The organism is Pseudomonas sp. R1-1, assembly GCF_051132135.1.
In the GTDB taxonomy this organism is placed as follows: Bacteria; Pseudomonadota; Gammaproteobacteria; order Pseudomonadales; family Pseudomonadaceae; genus Aquipseudomonas.
In genome coordinates, this window is sequence record NZ_CP071663.1 from 5276416 (window position 1) to 5296045 (window position 19630).

General features: G+C 61.3%; 14 protein-coding genes, 1 tRNA gene and 1 pseudogene. 3 read left to right on the forward strand and 13 right to left on the reverse strand.

The window, feature by feature from the left end; translation table 11 throughout:
* Positions 1-338: 338 nt before the first annotated feature.
* Genes J3P75_RS23705 through ptsP form a run of 3 tightly spaced genes read right to left on the reverse strand, consistent with a single transcriptional unit; the run spans position 339 to position 5889 of the window.
* Positions 339-2075: a PTS fructose-like transporter subunit IIB gene (locus J3P75_RS23705; RefSeq protein ID WP_434708389.1), complete on the reverse strand. Its 1737-nt coding sequence runs from the start codon at positions 2073-2075 to the stop codon at positions 339-341.
* An 11-nt stretch (positions 2076-2086) separates the two neighbouring features.
* A complete protein-coding gene (gene pfkB, locus J3P75_RS23710) occupies positions 2087-3028 on the reverse strand; it encodes a 1-phosphofructokinase (protein ID WP_434708390.1) in 942 nt (313 codons plus the stop codon).
* Positions 3028-5889 carry a phosphoenolpyruvate--protein phosphotransferase gene (gene ptsP, locus J3P75_RS23715; RefSeq protein WP_434708391.1) on the reverse strand — a complete coding sequence of 954 codons (2862 nt, stop codon included), beginning with the start codon at positions 5887-5889 and terminating at the stop codon, positions 3028-3030. Before ptsP ends, pfkB begins: the two co-directional genes overlap by 1 nt.
* A 303-nt stretch (positions 5890-6192) precedes the next feature.
* Here ptsP and cra point away from each other — a divergent pair, with 303 nt between their 5' ends.
* Positions 6193-7188 (forward strand): catabolite repressor/activator, encoded by a 996-nt coding sequence (cra, locus tag J3P75_RS23720; protein WP_434592424.1) that lies wholly within the window; start codon positions 6193-6195, stop codon positions 7186-7188.
* Between the two features lie 3 nt (positions 7189-7191).
* Complete coding sequence (locus tag J3P75_RS23725) at positions 7192-7968, forward strand: TatD family hydrolase (RefSeq protein ID WP_434708392.1); 777 nt, start codon at positions 7192-7194, stop codon at positions 7966-7968.
* Between the two features lie 120 nt (positions 7969-8088).
* Here J3P75_RS23725 and J3P75_RS23730 read toward each other — a convergent pair whose 3' ends face one another.
* The 5 genes and pseudogenes from J3P75_RS23730 to J3P75_RS23750 all read right to left on the reverse strand — a co-directional run bounded on the left by J3P75_RS23730 (position 8089) and on the right by J3P75_RS23750 (position 13922).
* On the reverse strand, positions 8089-9018 hold the full coding sequence (locus J3P75_RS23730) for a methyl-accepting chemotaxis protein (protein ID WP_434711362.1): 930 nt from the start codon (positions 9016-9018) through the stop codon (positions 8089-8091).
* Positions 8995-10086 (reverse strand): annotated as a pseudogene (locus J3P75_RS23735) (methyl-accepting chemotaxis protein); the annotation flags it as partial. The pseudogene J3P75_RS23735 and the gene J3P75_RS23730, both read right to left, overlap by 24 nt.
* Before the next feature lie 197 nt (positions 10087-10283).
* Complete coding sequence (ampE, locus tag J3P75_RS23740; RefSeq protein ID WP_434708393.1) at positions 10284-11123, reverse strand: regulatory signaling modulator protein AmpE; 840 nt, start codon at positions 11121-11123, stop codon at positions 10284-10286.
* Positions 11120-11680 (reverse strand): 1,6-anhydro-N-acetylmuramyl-L-alanine amidase AmpD, encoded by a 561-nt coding sequence (gene ampD, locus J3P75_RS23745; RefSeq protein ID WP_434711364.1) that lies wholly within the window; start codon positions 11678-11680, stop codon positions 11120-11122. Before ampD ends, ampE begins: the two co-directional genes overlap by 4 nt.
* 64 nt (positions 11681-11744) lie before the next feature.
* Positions 11745-13922 (reverse strand): DUF1631 domain-containing protein, encoded by a 2178-nt coding sequence (locus tag J3P75_RS23750; protein WP_434708394.1) that lies wholly within the window; start codon positions 13920-13922, stop codon positions 11745-11747.
* Between the two features lie 386 nt (positions 13923-14308).
* Here J3P75_RS23750 and nadC point away from each other — a divergent pair, with 386 nt between their 5' ends.
* Complete coding sequence (gene nadC / locus J3P75_RS23755; protein WP_434708395.1) at positions 14309-15157, forward strand: carboxylating nicotinate-nucleotide diphosphorylase; 849 nt, start codon at positions 14309-14311, stop codon at positions 15155-15157.
* A 95-nt stretch (positions 15158-15252) separates the two neighbouring features.
* Here nadC and J3P75_RS23760 read toward each other — a convergent pair whose 3' ends face one another.
* From J3P75_RS23760 to truB, 5 genes are all read right to left on the reverse strand, one after another.
* Positions 15253-15552, reverse strand: coding sequence for a DUF6388 family protein (locus J3P75_RS23760; protein ID WP_434708396.1), 300 nt, complete (start codon positions 15550-15552; stop codon positions 15253-15255).
* 230 nt (positions 15553-15782) lie between these two features.
* Positions 15783-15858 (reverse strand) — tRNA-Thr (locus J3P75_RS23765).
* 129 nt (positions 15859-15987) lie between these two features.
* Positions 15988-18093, reverse strand: a complete 2106-nt coding sequence (gene pnp, locus J3P75_RS23770) for a polyribonucleotide nucleotidyltransferase (protein ID WP_090281714.1) — start codon at positions 18091-18093, stop codon at positions 15988-15990.
* Between the two features lie 204 nt (positions 18094-18297).
* Positions 18298-18567 (reverse strand): 30S ribosomal protein S15, encoded by a 270-nt coding sequence (gene rpsO, locus J3P75_RS23775; protein WP_011332409.1) that lies wholly within the window; start codon positions 18565-18567, stop codon positions 18298-18300.
* 144 nt (positions 18568-18711) lie between these two features.
* On the reverse strand, positions 18712-19629 hold the full coding sequence (gene truB, locus J3P75_RS23780) for a tRNA pseudouridine(55) synthase TruB (protein ID WP_203420702.1): 918 nt from the start codon (positions 19627-19629) through the stop codon (positions 18712-18714).
* Between the last annotated feature and the right edge of the window lies 1 nt (position 19630).

Here is a 19630-nt window from a genome sequence, read left to right on the forward strand (position 1 = left end):
AGGAAAACTTAAGCACGCTCACATGACCCGCAAATGACACCTGCCACAGTAGATTTAGGGTGTTCTCAGAATGTGAGGAGTGGCACACATTATTGTGGGAGCCAGCGCTGCTGGCGATAGCGGTGTGTCAGGCGACATCAATGTCACAGACAGATTGCTATCGCTAGCAGGGCTAGCTCCCACAGGGGATTTACGGTGATCACAGAGTGACAGGATTGGCACACATTATTGTGGGAGCCAGCCCTGCTGGCGATGGCGGTGTGTCAGGCGACATCGATGGCACAGACAAATTGCTATCGCCAGCAGGGCTAGCTCCCACAGGGGTTTTGCGGTGGTTATTAAGCCTTGGCAGGATCCAGCGCCAACTCGACGGCTTCCGGCCGTTTGACTGTGGCGTAGACGACGGCGGTCAACAAACTCCCCGCCACAATCGCCAGCAGATACAGCAACGCATGGTTGATCGTGTTGGGAATGACCATCACGAACAAACCGCCATGCGGTGACATCAGTTTGCAACTGAAATACATCGACAAGGCGCCGGCCAGCGCGCCACCGAGAATGCTCGCCGGGATCACGCGCAGCGGATCTTTCGCAGCAAACGGAATCGCCCCTTCGGAGATGAAGCACATGCCCAATACCAACGCCGCCTTACCCGCCTCACGCTCAGTCTGAGCGAATTTGCGTCGAGCGAGGAAAGTGGCGATGCCCATACCGATTGGCGGCACCATGCCAGCAGCCATGACAGCGGCAATCGGTGCATAACTGGCATTGGACGACGTCATCAGGCCGACCGAAAACGCATAGGCCGCTTTATTGATCGGCCCACCGAGGTCAACGCACATCATCGCGCCGAGTACCACGCCCAACAGTACGGCGTTGGCGGTGCCCATGTCTTTGAGGAACGTGGTCATGCTGGCGAGCACGCCTGCAACGGGTTGCCCCACCACATAGATCATGATCAAGCCGACAACCAGACTCGCCAGCAACGGGATGAGCAAAATCGGCTTCAACGCATCAAACGATTTCGGCAGTCGCAGCCAGCGACTGATCGCGGCGGCGCTGTAACCGGCGAGGAAACCGGCGATGATGCCGCCAATGAAGCCCGCGCCCAGTGTGCTCGCCAGAACACCGCCGATCATGCCGGGCGCGATGCCTGGCCGATCGGCAATCGAATAGGCGATATAACCGGCCAGCAACGGCACCATCAGGGTGAATGCCGCATCACCGATTTGCTTGAGCGCAGCCGGCAACGTTCCCGGCTCTTCGAAAGCATTGATGCCAAATGCGAACGACAACGCGATCATCAAACCGCCGGCCACGACCATCGGCAGCATGTACGAGACACCGGTCAGCAGGTGTTTGTAGACGCCGGTTTTCTCTGACTTGGCCGGGGCGTTGCCCTCGCCCGCCGCGCTTTCGACAATGCCTTCGGCCAGGGCTTTTTTCAGCGTGGCTTCGGACTGCTTCAAGGCGATACCGGTACCGCAACGATAGATTTTCTTGCCGGCGAAACGCTCGGTGGCGACTTCGATATCCGCCGCCAGCAGGACCACGTCGGCGTCGGCAATCGCCGCTGCGCTCAGCGGGGTTTTCGCGCCCACCGAGCCTTGGGTTTCGACCTGCAATTCGTAGCCCAGACGCTTGGCCGTCTGCTGCAACGCTTCGGCCGCCATGAAGGTGTGGGCAACGCCAGTCGGGCACGCGGTAATTGCCACAATGCGCGGCGCACGCGGCGCGTCAGCAGCCGGTTCGACTTCGCTGGCGACGTAGACCTTGGCCTCTTCGGCACCACGGCGCAGTACTGCTTCGACATCCTGCAACGCCTGCGCTGGGGCGATCTGGAACACCCGCTTGCCGACGAAACGGTTCATGTCGACCGGGCCGGTAGTGACCAGCAAAACCCACTCCGCCGCTTCGATGGTCGCCGCCGACAACTCGCGCTCCGGGTGCGCCGGATCGACCACTTCGACGCTGGTGCTCCAGCCCTGACGCTGCGCTGCAGCATCGAGCAAACGTGCGCACAGCACACTGGTGACCATGCCGTTCGGGCAAGCCGTAACAATGGCTAACTTCATCACAAACCCTCTTATTGTTCTGTCAGGGGACGCACGCGCACGCCCTGTTCGAGCTGCGCCAGTTGCGCGGCATCGTTGATGCCGAAACCGATCTGGGTCACCGCCATCGCGGCAATCGCGGTGGCCGTGCGCAGGGTTTGCCCGGGCGTATCGGCGCTGAGCAAACCGTGCAGCATGCCGGCCAGCAACGAATCACCGGCACCGACCGTACTGGCGACGCTGACCTTCGGCGGCGTCGCATGCAGCGCCGAGCCGACGCTGAACCAGTTCACGCCGTCTGCGCCGTGGGAGATCACCACATGCTCGATACCTTGCGCGTGCAACTGGGCGGCGGCTTGCGCTTCGGCGAGTGGAGAAACCACTTCACAACCGAGCGCATGGGCCAGTTCTTCGGTGTTCGGCTTGATCAGCCAAGGCCCGGCCTGCAATGCCGCACGCAACGCTTCGCCGCTGGAGTCGAGGGCGACTTTCAGGCCGAGCGCATTGAGTTTTTCGATCAGCTCACGCAACCACTGCGCCGTGACCCCGCGCGGCAAACTGCCGGCGACCACCACCGCGTCATGCCCCGGTGCGATTTGCAGCAGACGGTCGAGCAACGCTTGCTGCGCCGCGGCATCGACCACCGGCCCGGGACCGTTGATGTCGGTGATGCGGCCATCCTGCTCGGCGACCTTGATGTTGCTACGCGTCTCGCCCGGCACGCGGATGAATGCGTCGACAAAGCCGCGTTTGGCGAACAGCGTTTCGAACGCTTGCAGATTGTCCGCACCAAGAAAACCGCTGACCGTCAGTTGATGGCCGAGGTCGGCGAGGACCTGCGCGACGTTCACGCCTTTGCCAGCAGCGTGGGTGTGCATTTCGTCGCTGCGATTGACCTGACCGGCCTCCAGCCGCGGCAACTCGACGGTGAGGTCGAGCGCCGGGTTGAGGGTCAGGGTAAGAATGCTGGCCATTACAGGGCCTCCACTAGTGCGCGCACTTCGTTGGCGCTGCCCACGGCCAAGGCCTGCTGAGCAAGGGTTTGCGCCTGGGTCAGGCTGAGTTCGCGGATGCGCGCCTTGACTTCGGCAATGCTGCGGCCGGACACGCTCAGTTCATCGACACCGAGGCCGACCAGCACCGGCACCGCCAGCGGATCCGCCGCCAGCTCGCCGCAGACGCCGACCCATTTGCCATGGGCATGGGCCGCGCGCACGGTGATGTCGATCAGTTGCAGCACCGCCGGGTGCAAGCCGTCAGCCTGTGCCGACAAGGTCGGGTGACCACGGTCGATGGCCAGGGTGTATTGCGTCAGGTCGTTGGTGCCGACGCTGAAGAAGTCGACTTCCTTGGCCAGCACCGGCGCGAGCAACGCGGCGGACGGCACTTCGATCATGATCCCCAGTTGCAGATCGGCAACCGGGATTTCCTTACGCAGACGTTCAGTCATGTCACGGGCCTGGCGCCACTCTTCGACGCTGCCAACCATCGGGAACATGATCCGCAACGGTCGGTTGTCGGCCGAACGCAGCAAGGCGCGCAGTTGCGCTTCCATGATCTGCGGACGCTGCAAAGTCAGGCGAATGCCGCGCACGCCGAGGAACGGGTTTTCCTCTTTGGCGATTGGCCAATACGGCAGCGGTTTGTCGCCGCCGACATCCAGCGTACGCACCACCAGCGGACGCCCGGCGAGGCCATCAAGAACGCGGCGGTATTCGGCTTCCTGCGTAGCCTCATCCGGCGCTTGCGGGTGGGCCATGAAAATCAGTTCGGTGCGCAGCAGACCGATGCCTTCGGCGCCCTGCTCCACCGCGCTGGTGACACCGGCGCTTTCGCCGATGTTGGCGAACACTTCGACGGCATGACCGTCGGTGGTGTGTGCCGGTTGATGGCGTTGTTCGGCGGCGATCTTCAGGCGCTGCTCGCGGGTGTCGCGTTCTTCGGCGGCACGTTTGAGGGTCGCGGCATCGGCGTCGACATGCAGACGCCCGCGCTGGCCGTCGAGCAGCAACGGCGTGCCCGGCTCCAGCAGCAACACCGCCGCGCCTGCGCCAACCAGCGCCGGAATGCCGAGGGCACGAGCAACGATTGCGCTGTGCGCGGTGGCGCCGCCGCGGGCGGTGAGAATCCCGGCGACGCGCATCGGGTCCAGACGTGCGACGTCGGACGGGCCGACTTCGTCCATCACCAGAATGTACGGCTGCTCAGGCTCGCTCGCGGTTTGCACGCCGCACAACTGCGCCAGCACCCGGCGACCGATGTCGCGCAGATCCGCCGCGCGCTCGGCGAGCAAGGCGTCCTGCAACGCTTCCTGCTGTTTCGCCGCGGCTTCGATCACCGCCATCCACGCCGCTTCGGCGCTCTCGCCTTGCTTGAGGCGGGTGTCGACTTCGTCGGTCAGATCCGGGTCGTCGAGCATTTCCTGGTGGGTGATGAAGATCTCGCGAATGGCTTTGGCCTTGCTGCGTTCGATCAGGCCCTGAATGTCTGTGCGCACCTCGCTCAGCGCTTGCGTCAGCCGCTCACGCTCGATCGCGGCGGACTCGCCGCGCAACGGGTAATCAATGTGCTGCTGAACCTGAACATGCGCCGGGCCGATGGCAATGCCCGGCGCTGCCGGAATCGCTTGCAGCAGGCTGCCTGAGGCCGGGGCGACCAGCACCTCGGCAATGTCGGCCATCACTTCACGCTGCTGACTGACGGCGGGCAGCGGCTCGACTTCTTCGCCGAGGCCTTCTTCGATGGCGGCGAGCAGTGCTGGCAAGGCATCGGCGGCGATGCCTGGCTCGGCGATCAACTCCAGCACCTGACCACGCCGGGCGCCAAGGCTGAGCAATTTGCTCAAACTTTTGACCGACACGGCGCTGTCCTGGCTGTCTACGATCCGTACACGAATTTCGCCGTCAAAACTCTTCGCCAGTTGCGCGAGGATTTTCGCCGGCCGCGCATGCAGACCGTGGGCGTTGGCCAGCGCAATGCGCGCGCTCGGCCAGTCGGCAGGCAGCTCACCGCCGAGCACTTCGAGGACTTTGCGGCTGCTGGTGGCGCGGCCCAATTCATGACCGCGACCTTCGATCAGCAGCGCACACAAACGCTCGAGCAACGCCTGATGCGCTTCGCCGAGGCTGGCCAGACAAAACAGACCGCTGAGCGGCTGGCCGAGGTAACGCATCGGTTTGTCCGGGGTGACGAACGCCAGGCCCGGGCGCTTCACGGTCTGTTCGCTGTGCAGCCACCACAGGCCATCGCCGAGCGGCAGTGCTTCGACCTGCTGCAACACGCCGGCAAAACCATTGCTGACGCAATCGGCCTGACGCAGCAGACGCGCGCCACGCCAGACCAGTTCTTCGAAATCGTCGGCAGAAACGCCGAGGCCGATCATCTGCGCGTCCAGCGCCAGCTCCTGCGGCGCGCCTTGCAGCAACTTCAGCAGCGCTTCCGGCGAACTGGCGCGGCGCAGGGCTTGGCCCAGGTCGGTTTCGCCGAGGGCGCGGGTGAGCAGCTGCAACAGGCGCAGGTGTTCATCGGATTTGGCCGCGATGCCGATCGCCAGATAGACAATCTGCCCATCGCCCCAATCGACGCCCTCGGGAAACTGCATCAGGCGCACGCCGGTGGCGAATACCTGATCGCGGGTTTCCGGGGTGCCATGAGGAATGGCAATACCCTGGCCGAGAAAGGTCGAGCCCTGGGCTTCCCGGGCCTGCAAGCCGGCGAGATAGCCATCGGCGACCAGGCCATCGGCAACCAGGTGATCGGCCAAAAGTTGCAGGGCGGCGGGTTTATCCAAGGCCGCTTGGCCCATGGATATCTGCTCTATAGTGAGCTCGAGCATGCAATCTCCTTTTTGGCCCGATACAGGCCAGGTATTGTTTTGATGGTCACAGCTTAGGCGCTCGGCCGCGCTTTTTGAGCGGCCGTTTTGGCGGTTTTACGGCAGAACCGGGCAAAGGCGTCTAAAACGTAGAAAATACGCTTGCTGAAACGTTTAATCTAGATTGATCGGCACGTTACTCGATAATGTCTCATCGTTGAAGTCCAACTTGTCGGAAGTGCGTAGGCAACAGGTCGCCTGCCCGAATCGGGTAGGATTGGCGAAAATGTCGAGGCAAGCTCGAAAAAACAAGGAAATCCCGGTTTGAAACTCAGTGATATCGCGCGGTTGGCCGGCGTGTCCGTGACCACCGCCAGCTACGTCATCAACGGCAAGGCCGAACAGCAGCGCATCAGCAATGCGACCGTCGAGCGCGTGCGCGCGGTAGTGGACTTGCACGGCTTTACTCCAAACCCGCAAGCGGCCGGCCTGCGCAGCCGGCATACGCGCACGCTGGGCTTTATTCTGCCGGATCTGGAAAACCCCAGTTACGCGCGAATCGCCAAGCTGCTGGAGCAAGGCGCGCGGGCTCGCGGTTATCAATTGCTGATCGCCAGCTCCGACGATGCGCCGGAGAGCGAACGGCAGTTGCTGCAACTGTTCCGCGCGCGGCGCTGCGATGCGCTGATCGTCGCCAGCTGCCTGCCGGCCAGCGATGACAGTTATCGGCAGTTGCAGGCCAAAGGGCTGCCGATCATCGCCATCGACCGGGTCATGGAGCCGGAGCATTTCTGCTCGGTGATCAGTGACGACCGCGAAGCCAGCCTGCACCTGACCCAAAGCCTGCTCGACCCGCAGCCGAAGCAGATCGTGCTGCTCGGCGCGCGTCCGGAACTGAGCATTAGCCAGGAACGTGCCGCCGGTTTCCGCCAGGCACTGAGCGATTTCCAAGGCGAAGTGCTGGTCGAGCACGCCGAGGCGTTCAGCCGTGAATGCGGCCAGCAATTGATGGAAGAACTCCTGCAACGTCTGGGACATTTGCCCGACGCGCTGATCACCACGTCCTACGTTTTGCTGCAGGGCGTGTTCGATGCGCTGCATGATTTCCCGCTGAAATCGCGGCCGCTGCGTCTTGGCACTTTCGGCGACACGCAACTGCTGGATTTCCTGCCGCTGCCGGTCAATGCCATGGCCCAGCAGCACCAGTTGATCGCCGACAAGGCGCTGGAACTGGCGCTCGCCGCCGTCGAGCAATCGGAGTACGCCCCCGGCGTGCAAGCCATCGCGCGTACGTTCAAGCAGCGTATTCACCGGGATTGAACCGTGGAGCTGATCGACAGCCACACCCACCTGGACTTTCCCGACTTCGACGCCGATCGCTCGGCGTTGCTCGCCGAGAGCCGCGCCCTCGGCGTGCGGCGGATGGTGGTGCTTGGCGTGCACACCGGTAACTGGCAGCGGGTGTGGGATCTGGTGCAGAGCGATGCGGATCTATACGCGGCGTTTGGTCTGCACCCGGTGTTTCTCGATCAGCATCAGTCCGCAGACTTGCAGAGACTGGGGGACTGGCTGACGCGCCTGTACGGTCATCGGCAACTGTGCGCGGTGGGCGAGATCGGTCTGGACTACTTCATCGAAACCCTCGACCGCGAGCGCCAGCAGACGCTGTTCGAGGCGCAACTGCAACTGGCCGCAGACTTCCAACTGCCGGCGCTGATCCATGTACGCCGTAGCCACGCGGCGGTGATCGCCACGCTCAAACGCTTCAAGCTCAAACGCGCGGGAATCATCCACGCCTTCGCCGGCAGCCGCGAAGAAGCGCGCGAATACATCAAGCTCGGTTTCAAACTGGGCCTGGGCGGCGCACCGACCTGGCCGCAGGCATTGCGCATGCATCGGGTGCTGCCGCAGTTGCCACTGGAGTCGGTGGTGCTGGAAACCGACTCACCGGACATGGCGCCAGCGATGTACCCGGGCCAGCGCAACAGCCCGGCGCATCTGCCGGCGATCTGTGCGGCGCTGGCTGAATTGATGCACATCGCACCTGAACAACTGGCCGCCGCCAGCACCGCCAACTGCTGCGAAGTGTTCGACTGGTAACACATCGCCCCCCCCTGTAGGAGTGAGCCTGCTCGCGATAGCGGAGTGTCAGTTACAAATTTTTATCTGACACACCGCTATCGCGAGCAGGCTCACTCCTACAGGGGATCGGTGTAAGGCCTAGACGCGAAACGCGCTGATCAGTTGTTTAAGCTCGACCACCTGCGCCGACAGCGCCCGGCTGGCATCTTCGGTCTGGTGCGCGCCTTGCGCCGTGCGCTCGCCGGCGCGGTTGATTTCGACGATGTTCTGGTCGATGTCGTGGGCGACGGCGGTCTGCTGTTCAACCGCGGCGGCGATCTGCTGGTTCTGATCGACGATCATGCCCACCGCGCCGAGGATGTTTTCCAGCGCCTGCTGAACCTTGGCCGATTGGTCAACGGTACCGTTGGCCATCTGATGGCTGATGCCCATGGCTTTCACCGCCGCGCCGACGCCGCCGTGCAGTTTGGCAATCATCTGCTCGATTTCTTCGGTCGATTGCTGAGTGCGTTTGGCCAGGGTGCGCACTTCGTCGGCGACCACGGCAAAACCACGTCCCTGCTCGCCGGCACGCGCGGCTTCAATCGCGGCGTTGAGCGCCAGCAGGTTGGTTTGTTCGGCGATGCTCTTGATCACTTCGAGCACGCGGCTGATCGACTGGCTGTCGCTGGCCAACTGATTGATGACCAGTACCGACTGGTCGATTTCACTGGCCAGCGCAGCAATGCTGCCCTGCTGCGACTCGACCAGACCACGGCCGCTGACGGTCTCGTCATTGACGCTGTGAGCGCTACTGACTGCGGCGGCGGCGCTGCGCGCGACCTCCAGCGAGGTCGCCGACATCTGGTTCATCGCCGTTGCCACTTGCTCGATCTGCGTGCGCTGACCGGCAACCGCCAGATTGCTTTGCGCCGAGACGTTTTCCACCTGCCCGGCCTGGCGCTCGACTTCAGCGACGGTCTGACCGACTCGCTCGATCAGGTCGTGAATCTTCTTCACGGTGCCGTTGAACACCTCGCCCAGCTCGCCGAGCTCATCGCGGCTGCTGGCCTTGAAGTTGACGGTCATATCGCCGGCCGCCACGTTGTCCATCATCGCGCCGAGGCGTTTGAGCGTGGTGCGGGTCGAGGCGTAGAAGCCGCCGTAAAGATAGAAAATCAGCACAAACACCAGCGACAGCGCCACCGCCTGCAGGACCATGTGCGTGCGGTTCTCGGTCAAGCGTTGCTGTAATTGCCGGTCGAGAAATTTCAGCGTGGCGTCATTGAGCTGGTAGGTCTTGTCGATCAGTCCGGTGACCTGGTCGTAAAACGCTTGCCACGGCGCATCGAGGGTGTCGGCCATCACCACCTGCTCTTCAAACAGTTCGCTGGCCTGTTTCAACGACGCCTTGCTGCTCTCTGCCGGGGCATTGAGCGACTCATGCGCGGCGCTGCTGGACGCGAGGGCGTCCTGCAGTTTCAGGCCATATTCGGCCTGAAGCTTTTCGATCTGCACCAGTAACTCATCGAAACGGGTGCTCGATGCGCTGTTGAGAAACCCTTGGCCCAGAGAGTAGGAACCCATCGCCCGACCCTCGCCGAGGGTTTGCGTGACGCTGGGCGTAATGAGCGTCACCAGCTCAGTGAGCTGCCGAATATCGCCCTGGTTGTCGCGGCTCAAACCGGCCTGGCTGCTGATGATCTGGCTGAAGATTTGCGCGCTGGTGAGCAGTTTGCCGATCAACGCGCTTTTGCTTTGCAGCGAGTTTTCCGCCTGCTGGGCCTTGAACGCGGCAATCATTTCATCGCGTTTGCCATCGAAGAGCTTGATCTGTTCCGGGTCGTCGGTCATCGCCGCCAGCCCTTGCAGACGCGTCAGCACGGTTTGTTCGAGCGTGGTGATCTGCGCTTCGACATTCCCGGCTTTGCCGGACTGGCCGAGGGTGACATTGATCTGCACCAGGTTGTTCAGGGTTTCCAGATCGCGGCGCAGGGCCAGGCTGCTGCCCAGGAGGTCGAGGCTCTGCAGCTCAATCCGGGTGCCCTGAAATTCGCGATAGGAATCACGCACCAGATAAAAGTTGGTCACCAGCATCGGCACCAGGAACAGCACGCTGATCAGGCTGAACTTCATGCCGAAGCTCAAGCGGTTCATCAGCGAGACGGCGGGATAGAGCAAGCTCTTCACTGGAAGTCTCCCTTGGTTTTTCTTGTTTTTATTGGCAGGCGCGCAGCGACAGCAGATAGCCACTATCGGGCGCTATCTCTGTATAGCTCAAATCGAAGGGAGTTTTTGTAACTTAAGGTTAACGGCAGCGCTGCCGAGGGCGTTGCGCCCTCGGCACGTCGGGATCAATGCACCAGCACGGTCCACAGGGCAAATCCGGCATACCACAGCACGGCTGCGCGCAGCAGCAGTTCCCACAGGCAGTCGAGGATGTTGATGCCTTCTAATCCGACCGCCGGTGGCGGGATCTCTCCGGCCGCCAGGCCGACCCGGTTGATCAACTGCGCCGCGCTGATGTTCCAGTTGAGCAATTCATGCAGCATCACCCGACTGACCGCGACGAAGTTGCCGACCAGCGCCAGACTCGCCGCCAGCAAACGTACCGGCAACCAATCAAACGCATGGCGCAGTTGCGCGGCGCGCTCGACCAGCGCCGGGTTCTGCCCATTTTCCTGAGCCAGCGCCAGCAAGCGATACGCGAGTGCCGCCACCGGCCCGAGAACGAAGTACCAGAAAATCACCGCGAAGAAACTCTGGTAGGCCTGCCACAACAAATGCGCCTGCACGCGCTCGAGCAACTGCTCGCCGCTGTCGGCGCAGATATTCAGATCGCGTTTGGCGACGTGGGCCGCCGCTTGCAGATCCTCGCGGCGCCAGGCATCGCGAAACGGCCCGAGCCCGCCGAGCAGATCGCCACGGCCGAGGCTGTAAATCACCACCAGCAAATGCACCGGCAAGGCCAGCAAGCCATACGCCACCGGCTCCAGCACCAGCAGCAACAGCGCCAGCAACGCCACCGGCAGCAGCACCAGGATCGTCAGCACGAGCCACGGTTTGCCCGCCATGCGCGGGCTGCTTTCGAGCTTGTGCAGTTCGCGGATCCATCCGCCATCGCGTTGAACCCGATGGCGCAAGGCCGAAAATTTCTCGATCCACAGCGCCAGCAGTAACACCAGAAAACTCATTGTCCTTCCTCTTGTGCCAGGGCCGCGCGGTAACGCGTCCAGTCGAACCCCGGGCCAGGATCGGTCTTGCGCCCAGGGGCAATATCACTGTGGCCACAGATGCGTGATTGGGTGATCGCCGGAAATGCCGATTGCAACTGCCGGGTCAACGCAATCAACGCTTGGTACTGCGCATCGGTGAACGGCTGATCATCGGTGCCTTCGAGCTCGATGCCCACGGAAAAATCGTTACAGGTCTCGCGCCCTTCGAACACCGAGACACCCGCGTGCCACGCCCGCTCCAGACAGGAGACAAACTGGGTGACCGTGCCGTCACGTTCAATCAGAAAATGCGCCGAGACGCGCAAGTCGGCAATCCCTGCAAAATAGGGATGTTCGGTGACATCCAGACGGTTCTGGAAAAACTCCTGAACCTTGCCGGTGGCGAACTGCGCCGGCGGCAGGCTGATGTTGTGGATGACCAACAAGGAGATTTCGCCACTCGGGCGTTCATTGAAGTTGGGCGATGGGCAGACCTGCACCCCGTGACACCACCCGCTAGCGGGATCCAACTGCATACCGATTCCTTCAACGCCGACTGTGTTGGCGCCCAGTATGCCGTGATCGGCCACCGGCGCGCGATCACTTGGCGCGATTGAGTCGGCGCAGATTGCCCAGCACCGACTCCAGCGCACGGTCGAACAGCAAGGTATTGTCCAGCGCACGTGCAACACCGCGGCGCAACTCCAGGGCCAGCGCGGTCCTGCTGCGCTCGAGCACTTTCATTCCGGTGCGATCGACGAAGACATATTTGCCGGTGGCTTCGATGATCGCCGCGAGTTTGCAGCGCAGGGTGTGCTCGTCGTCTTCGGTAAACGCCACCCAACTGCCCACGCGCAATTGCTCGACCTGGCGCAGACCGGGGTCATCGTGGGGCAGGCGCACCGTTGGCAACGTGGTGTCGCCCTCGTCGGCGGGCAGCACGATTTTTTGCGACACCTCGACCATGGGCGCGGCTTGATCGGCTTCAGCGGAACGCTCCAGCACACTGACATGCAGCGCTTCGAGTTCGCTGAAAAACTCGCTGGTGGCAAACGGATCGAATGCCGAACTGTTCAAGCCATCACGCAACGACTTGAGCAGCCCCGGCACCAGCGCCAGAAGGCGCAGGCTGGATTCGGCGTCTTCATGACGCTGCACGCTCCAGACCAGTTGTTCCATGGTCTGCACGTCGGCCTGCCATTCGGCGGACTGATCGCCATGCTTGAGGCAGGTCAGCAGCAGGACCTTGCTCCAGGCGTTCTCGACAAACGTGACCACCGACGGCGGCAGGGTTTTGCCCAGCAACGCCTGATTCAACACCTGCTCAACCCGGCGCCGCGCCAGTTCGGTTCGGGCCCGGCCTTCTTCGGCATCGCGCAAACGCTGTTCCAGCAATTCGCTGCGGCGGCGTTCATCGCTGGTGAAGGCGAGAAAGTCAGCCAGCAGCTCCGAGAAAATCGCCGGGTCATCGACGAAATCGCTGAGCAAGCGCTGCACCACTTGTTCGATGCGCAGATACAAACTGTCGCGCGCGTCGCCGTCAAAATCGCCCCAGCCCATCGCCGCCTCGGCGATTTCGTTGAGCAGGCGCCGCGCCGGGTGCGTGCCGCGGCTGAAGAAACTTTTGTCGAGCACCGCCACCTTGAGCATCGGAATCTGCAAACGGGCGATCAGTGCCTTGAGCGAATCCGGCACATTGCGGTCTTCGAGAATGCAGTCGAAAACCATGGCGATCAGGTTGATCACGTCTTCGTCCGCATCGCCGACGATCCGCGACTTGCCGCTTCTGACACTGACCCGGGTCAGCAGTTGTTCGAGCTGGTTGCGCAGATCGAAATCATCCTGAGTCGCCAGCGCCGGCACGTAGTGCTGCAAGTGCGAGAGCAGACGCAGCAGGTCCCGGGTGGAGATCGGTTGCGCCGCAGCACTCGGCTCCAGGGTCGGCGCGACCGTGCCGCGCACTTGCACGAGCAACTGCTGCAACGCGGCGAAGACTTCCTGCACATCGTCATCGGCGGGCGGCAACTCCTCACGCTCGTCGCGCTCGACCTGGGCAGCGGCACGATCCAGCGCACGCCGCGCCGGCGCGGGTTTCAATTCTGGCAACACGCCGGTGGCGAGCAGCAGTTGATTGGCTTCGGCGTAGAGTTGCTCGGTTTCGGCCAGCACATAACGCTCGAACAGCTTGAGCAGGATCAGCTTGACCTTGATCTCCACGCCCAGATTACGTCCGGCCTGCAGGAAAAATTCGCAGAGCAGCGCCGGCCCGAGCGGGTTGTGTTGATCGTCGAGGGTCTTGCCGAGCAACGCGTTGAGCCGCGCCGTCAACTGATCGAGGGCGAAGCCGTCACGCTTGAGCACGCGACGGACCATGGTCTCGATCGCCACGCTGCGCTCCATGTCGTCTGTGCGCGCCGCCGCCTCGTCGAACAGCAGCGTGCGCGGCAAGGCATTGTGGGTAGGGTCGTATTGGGTCAGGCCGACAAAGGCTTCGAAAAACAGATCGAGAAAGCCGCGTTCGATGTGTTTGCGCTTGAGGCGCAGGTCGCGCATGGCTTCGAAAAAGATGTTCTGCTCGACATCGTTGCGCGCCCGGTCGGCCATTTCGAACAGGGTGTCGTCGGCGTTATCGAACAGTTCCTGCAAACCGTGGCGCAATTGCTGCGCGGCCTTGTCGCGGACCTGAAGCAGAATCACCGGCAGGCGGGCGAGCGGCGCGTGATTCGCCTGATCGATAGCAGCCTTGTGCAAAGGCACTACTTTTCCGTCGCTGTGCATCCAAGCCTCCTGAAACGGTGATTCGTTCGATCAAACAACCCCATTCCCCCGTGGGAGCGAGCCTGCTCGCGATAGCGGTGTGTCAGCCGCATCAATGTCACTGAAAAAATGCATTTGCGAGCAGGCTCGCTCCCACAAGTCCCAGCCATTCTGGCGACATCAGACGTCAATGCTATGACGTCAAATGCAAGGCGGATTATCTTTCATAACGTGTCACCCGCGCCATAGCCGTCAGGGTTTCCCCTAGCAGCGCCCCTTCAATGACCACGCTATCGCCGGTTTGCTCAAAGAAAATCGACCGGCTGCAGGCCGGCACGCCTGTTCTCACCTTGGGTTGGCTCGCGCCCTGCCCCTATAATCGGGCCACTTTGTTTGTGGAGCCCGTTATGCCGAATCTACGTCTCGCCGATCTGACCGCCGAAATCGAAGCCAACGTGCGCCGTGCGTTGCTCGAAGACGTCGGCAGCGGCGACATCACCGCACAACTGATCCCGGCCGAACGTCTGGCCAAAGCCACCATCATTACCCGTGACGACGCCGTCATCTGCGGCACGGCGTGGGTCGATGCGGTGTTTCGCCAGCTCGATCCGCGCGTTGCGGTGCATTGGCAAGTGATCGATGGCGAACGGGTCAAACCCAATCAACCGCTGTTTCATCTGGAAGGCCCGGCGCGTTCGCTGCTGACCGGTGAACGCAGCGCGCTGAATTTTCTGCAACTGCTCTCCGGCGTGGCGACGCGCGCGCAGTACCTGGCCGACTTCGTCGGGCAAACCGAGGTCAAGTTGCTCGACACGCGTAAAACGCTGCCGGGCCTGCGTCTGGCGCAGAAATACGCCGTGACCTGTGGCGGCTGCCATAACCATCGCATTGGCCTGTACGACGCCTTCCTGATCAAGGAAAACCACATCGCGGCCAGCGGCGGTATCACCGAAGCCATCGCAGCCGCGCACAAGATCGCCCCGGGCAAACCGGTCGAGATCGAAGTGGAAAGTCTGCAGGAATTGAAAGAGGCACTGGACGCCGGTGCCGACATCATCATGCTCGATGAGCTGAGCCTGGACGACATGCGCGAAGCCGTGCGCCTGAACGGCGGCAAGGCCAAGCTCGAAGCCAGCGGCGGCATCAACGAAAGCACGCTGCTGCCGATCGCCGAAACCGGAGTGGATTACATCTCGATTGGTGCGATGACCAAAGATGTTAAAGCCGTAGACCTATCGATGCGTCTCAGCCTCTAACACCAACGGCAAGCTTCAAGCTACAAGCTACAAGTCGCAAGCCACAGCGCATCTGCTTTGACTTGCCGCTTGCAGCTTGAAGCTAGTCGCTGCCGTTATACGACGAGGTTGTTCATCTCGCAGTATTCATCCCATTCGACACCCAATACTTCAGCCGCCTCTCTGTGCAGCACGAGGCGTTGGGCCTCGAACTCCTCCGGCGTGCTGGTGTACTTGAGCGTCAGCTCCCACGGCTGCAAGCCCTGAGCCTCGGCTTCGTCTTCAAAGGCCCACTGAATCTGGTCTTTCTGATCATCGGGACTCAAGTCCTTGATCTCTTCCTTCAGATCGGGCACGTCCTGAAGGTATTTTTCCAGCGCTTGTTCGTGACGCTGCTCTTGAGTTAATTCAGTCATGGCGTTCTCGTTGATCTTAAGAATGGAGGATGGATCTGGATCATCAAGGATCTCTCTGACGCGGCGTGGCCGGCCTTCGGAACCATTCGGGATCATCTGAAAACTGCTAAGCGATGCTCATGCAGGCACCGAATATAGGACGTTTGCATGACGAATTACACGGCTCTTTACATCTCTCGCACAAAAAGCTGACTTGCGGAACATGAATCGAGGTAGCGCGCTGGAGGAGTTGGTGCCCGAGACAGGAATCGAACCTGCGACCTTCGCGTTACGAGTGCGCTGCTCTACCGGCTGAGCTACACGGGCGGTGGGCTAAAACTAGCACCGCTGTTGTGGTCCGGCAACTTCGCAGAATGCCCGGGTATTTCACTGGCAAAAAAATGCCCCGCCGTTTGCACGGCGGGGCATCTTCATTGCGCTAAGGCTGGGGGGTGATTAAACGCCCGAAGCCTTGGCAGCTGCCACGTCTTTGATGGACAGCTTGATACGGCCGCGGTTGTCCACGTCCAGTACCAGCACTTCCACTTCCTGGCCTTCTTTCAGAATGTCGGTGACTTTCTCTACGCGAGCGTCGCTCAGCATCGAGATGTGCACCAGACCGTCCTTGCCCGGCAGGATGTTGACGAACGCGCCGAAGTCGACGATGCGCTCAACCTTGCCGACGTAGATCTTGCCGATCTCGGCTTCGGCGGTGATACCCAGAACGCGCTGACGAGCAGCTTCTGCAGCTTCCTTGGTTTCGCCGAAGATCTTGATCGAACCGTCGTCTTCGATATCGATCGAAGCCTTGGTTTCTTCGCAGATCGCACGGATGGTCGCGCCACCTTTACCGATAACGTCACGGATTTTGTCGGTGTCGATTTTCATCGCGATCATGGTCGGTGCGTTGGCCGACAGCTCGGTACGCGACTGGCCGATGATCTGGTTCATCTGACCGAGGATGTTCAGGCGCGCTTCCAGGGCCTGGCCCAGAGCGATCTCCATGATTTCTTCGGTGATGCCCTTGATCTTGATGTCCATCTGCAGCGCAGTAACGCCTTTGGCGGTACCGGCTACCTTGAAGTCCATGTCGCCGAGGTGGTCTTCGTCACCGAGGATGTCGGTCAGGACGGCGAATTTCTCGCCTTCTTTAACCAGACCCATGGCGATACCGGCAACCGGTGCCTTCATCGGTACACCGGCGTCCATCAGGGCCAGGGAAGCGCCGCAGACGGAAGCCATCGAGCTCGAACCGTTGGATTCGGTGATTTCCGACACCACACGGATGGTGTACGGGAACACGTCAGCGGCTGGCAGCATGGCCGAAACCGAACGACGGGCCAGACGGCCGTGACCGATTTCGCGACGACCAGCGCCACCCATGCGACCACACTCGCCTACCGAGAACGGCGGGAAGTTGTAGTGCAGCATGAACGGGTCTTTTTTCTCGCCTTCCAGGGTGTCCAGCAGCTGTGCATCACGGGCAGTGCCCAGTGTTGCAACAACCAGCGCCTGGGTCTCGCCACGGGTGAACAGTGCCGAACCGTGAGTCTTCGGCAGAACGCCGACTTCGATGTTCAGCGGACGTACGGTGCGGGTGTCGCGGCCGTCGATACGTGGCTTGCCGTTGACGATGTTTTCGCGAACGGTGCGGTATTCGATTTCGCCAAACGCAGCTTTGACTTCAGCAGCAGAAGGCTGGCCTTCTTCACCGGACAGCTTGGCAACCACCTGGTCACGCAGCTCGCCCAGACGCGCGTAGCGGTCGGCCTTGATGGTGATGGTGTAAGCCTGGGAGATCGCGTCGCCGAACTCGGCACGGATAGCGCCCAGCAGTTCGGTGGCTTCTGGTTGTGGTGCCCAGTTCCAGGTTGGCTTGGCAGCTTCAGCGGCCAGTTCTTTAACAGCGTTGATCACCACCTGGAACTCGTCGTGGGCAAACAGTACCGCGCCCAGCATCTGGTCTTCGGTCAGCTCTTTGGCTTCCGATTCAACCATCAGCACGGCGTCGGAAGTACCGGCAACGACCATGTCCAGGCTCGAAGCGGCTTGCTGTTCGTAAGTCGGGTTCAGCAGGTAGCCGGTGCTTTCATGGAAAGCCACGCGCGCGGCGCCGATCGGGCCGTCGAATGGAATGCCGGAGATGGCCAGGGCCGCCGAGGTACCGATCATCGCAGCGATGTCCGGATCGGTCTTCTTGCTGGTGGAAACGACGGTGCAGACAACCTGCACTTCGTTCATGAAGCCTTCAGGAAACAGCGGACGGATCGGACGGTCGATCAGTCGGGAAGTCAGGGTTTCTTTCTCGGAAGGACGGCCTTCACGCTTGAAGAAACCGCCAGGGATCTTACCGGCAGCGTAAGTCTTTTCCTGGTAGTGAACGGACAGAGGGAAAAAGCCCTTGCCCGGATCGGCTTGCTTGGCACCGACAACGGTCACCAATACGCTGACGTCGTCGTCAACAGTGACCAGCACTGCGCCGGAGGCCTGACGGGCGATACGGCCAGTCTCGAGGGTAACGGTCGACTGACCGAACTGGAATTTTTTGATTACCGGGTTCACGGTGTCCTACCTTCTTTGTGGCTCTTGGGGGAAACGGTTTCTTGCGAATTCTTGGGCAATCTCGGGAATCGGCCCGATGTGGATTGTCCGGGTGCTACAGGTAAAGCCATGCCGCAGATAAAACTTGAGGCTGGGAGCCTGCAAGGTGCCAGCGGCGAACCGCTGACGACTTGCAGACAACCAACCTCATAGCGCAATCGCTGATTAGCGACGCAGACCCAGGCGAGCGATCAGAGCGCTGTAACGGCTCACGTCCTTGCCTTTCAGGTAGTCCAGCAGCTTGCGACGCTGGTTTACCATGCGGATCAGACCACGACGGGAGTGGTGATCTTTACCGTTGGCCTTGAAGTGACCTTGCAGTTTGTTGATGTTGGCGGTCAGCAGTGCAACTTGCACTTCTGGCGAACCAGTGTCACCAACAGCTTGCTGATAGTCAGCAACGATTTGAGCTTTTTCTTGAACGTCGAGAGCCATGAGGCAATCCTTCCTTATCAGGAAACTGTTTCAAAAAAACAGTTTCAACAGGCCAGGGACAAATCCCTGTATCTATAAATGAGTCGTGACCGTGCCTGTTGACAGCCACACTCGCCGACCTGCTGTGACACAGGCCGGTTCCGGTCATTCCGACCGAATCAAGCGACGTGGCGCGATGCGCCCGTCTTCGCTCACTTCACCGATGCCGATGAAGCGACCATTGTGATCCTGTACCCGTACCATGCCGAACTTCGGAGCATCCGGGGCACGTACCGGCTGGCCGTTGAGCCAGTAGAACGCGCTCGCTTCCGAGAAGTGCAGCAACGGCCAATCCTGCAGGCCGCTGTCCGATGGCATCAAAAAGCGATCGACCGCTTCGTTGCCGCCTTCGGCATGTACCGCTTCCAGCTCTTCGAGGGTCACCGTCTGCGCGAGGGTGAAAGGCCCGGCCTGGGTGCGGCGCAATTCTGCGACGTACGCACCACAACCGAGTTGCTCGCCTATATCCTCCACCAGGGTGCGGATATAGGTGCCCTTGCTGCAGTCCACCGCAAGACGCGCAGTATCGCCTTCGAAGGCCAGCAATTCCAAGCGCGCAATAGTAACAGAACGCGGTTCGCGCTCCACTACTTCGCCTGCACGGGCCAGCTTGTACAACGGCTGGCCATCACGCTTGAGTGCCGAGTACATCGGCGGTATCTGACTGATTTGCCCGCGAAAATTCGGCAGCACCGCTTCGACATCGGCGCGACCAACGGTCACCGGGCGCTCCTGCAAAACTTCACCCTCGGCATCGGCCGTGGTGGTGGTCTTGCCCAGCTGCGCCAGGGTCTCGTAACCCTTGTCGGAATCGAGCAGGTACTGCGAGAACTTGGTCGCCTCGCCAAAGCACAACGGCAGCACGCCGGTGGCCAACGGGTCGAGGCTGCCGGTATGACCGGCCTTCTCGGCATTGAGCAGCCAGCGCACCTTCTGCAACGCGGCGTTGGAGGTGAACCCCAGCGGCTTGTCGAGCAGGATGATGCCACTGACATTACGACGGATACGTTTGACCTGAGCCACC

What these genes read in the sequence shown, in the direction of transcription:
- J3P75_RS23705 (WP_434708389.1), bottom strand. Translation starts at nt 2,075, where the DNA reads ATGAAGTTAGCCATTGTTACGGCTTGCCCGAACGGCATGGTCACCAGT.
- pfkB (WP_434708390.1), bottom strand. Translation starts at nt 3,028, where the DNA reads ATGGCCAGCATTCTTACCCTGACCCTCAACCCGGCGCTCGACCTCACC.
- ptsP (WP_434708391.1), bottom strand. Translation starts at nt 5,889, where the DNA reads ATGCTCGAGCTCACTATAGAGCAGATATCCATGGGCCAAGCGGCCTTG.
- J3P75_RS23730 (WP_434711362.1), bottom strand. Translation starts at nt 9,018, where the DNA reads ATGACCGTCAACTTCAAGGCCAGCAGCCGCGATGAGCTCGGCGAGCTG.
- ampE (WP_434708393.1), bottom strand. Translation starts at nt 11,123, where the DNA reads ATGAGTTTTCTGGTGTTACTGCTGGCGCTGTGGATCGAGAAATTTTCG.
- ampD (WP_434711364.1), bottom strand. Translation starts at nt 11,680, where the DNA reads ATGCAGTTGGATCCCGCTAGCGGGTGGTGTCACGGGGTGCAGGTCTGC.
- J3P75_RS23750 (WP_434708394.1), bottom strand. Translation starts at nt 13,922, where the DNA reads ATGCACAGCGACGGAAAAGTAGTGCCTTTGCACAAGGCTGCTATCGAT.
- nadC (WP_434708395.1), top strand. Translation starts at nt 14,309, where the DNA reads ATGCCGAATCTACGTCTCGCCGATCTGACCGCCGAAATCGAAGCCAAC.
- J3P75_RS23760 (WP_434708396.1), bottom strand. Translation starts at nt 15,552, where the DNA reads ATGACTGAATTAACTCAAGAGCAGCGTCACGAACAAGCGCTGGAAAAA.
- rpsO (WP_011332409.1), bottom strand. Translation starts at nt 18,567, where the DNA reads ATGGCTCTCGACGTTCAAGAAAAAGCTCAAATCGTTGCTGACTATCAG.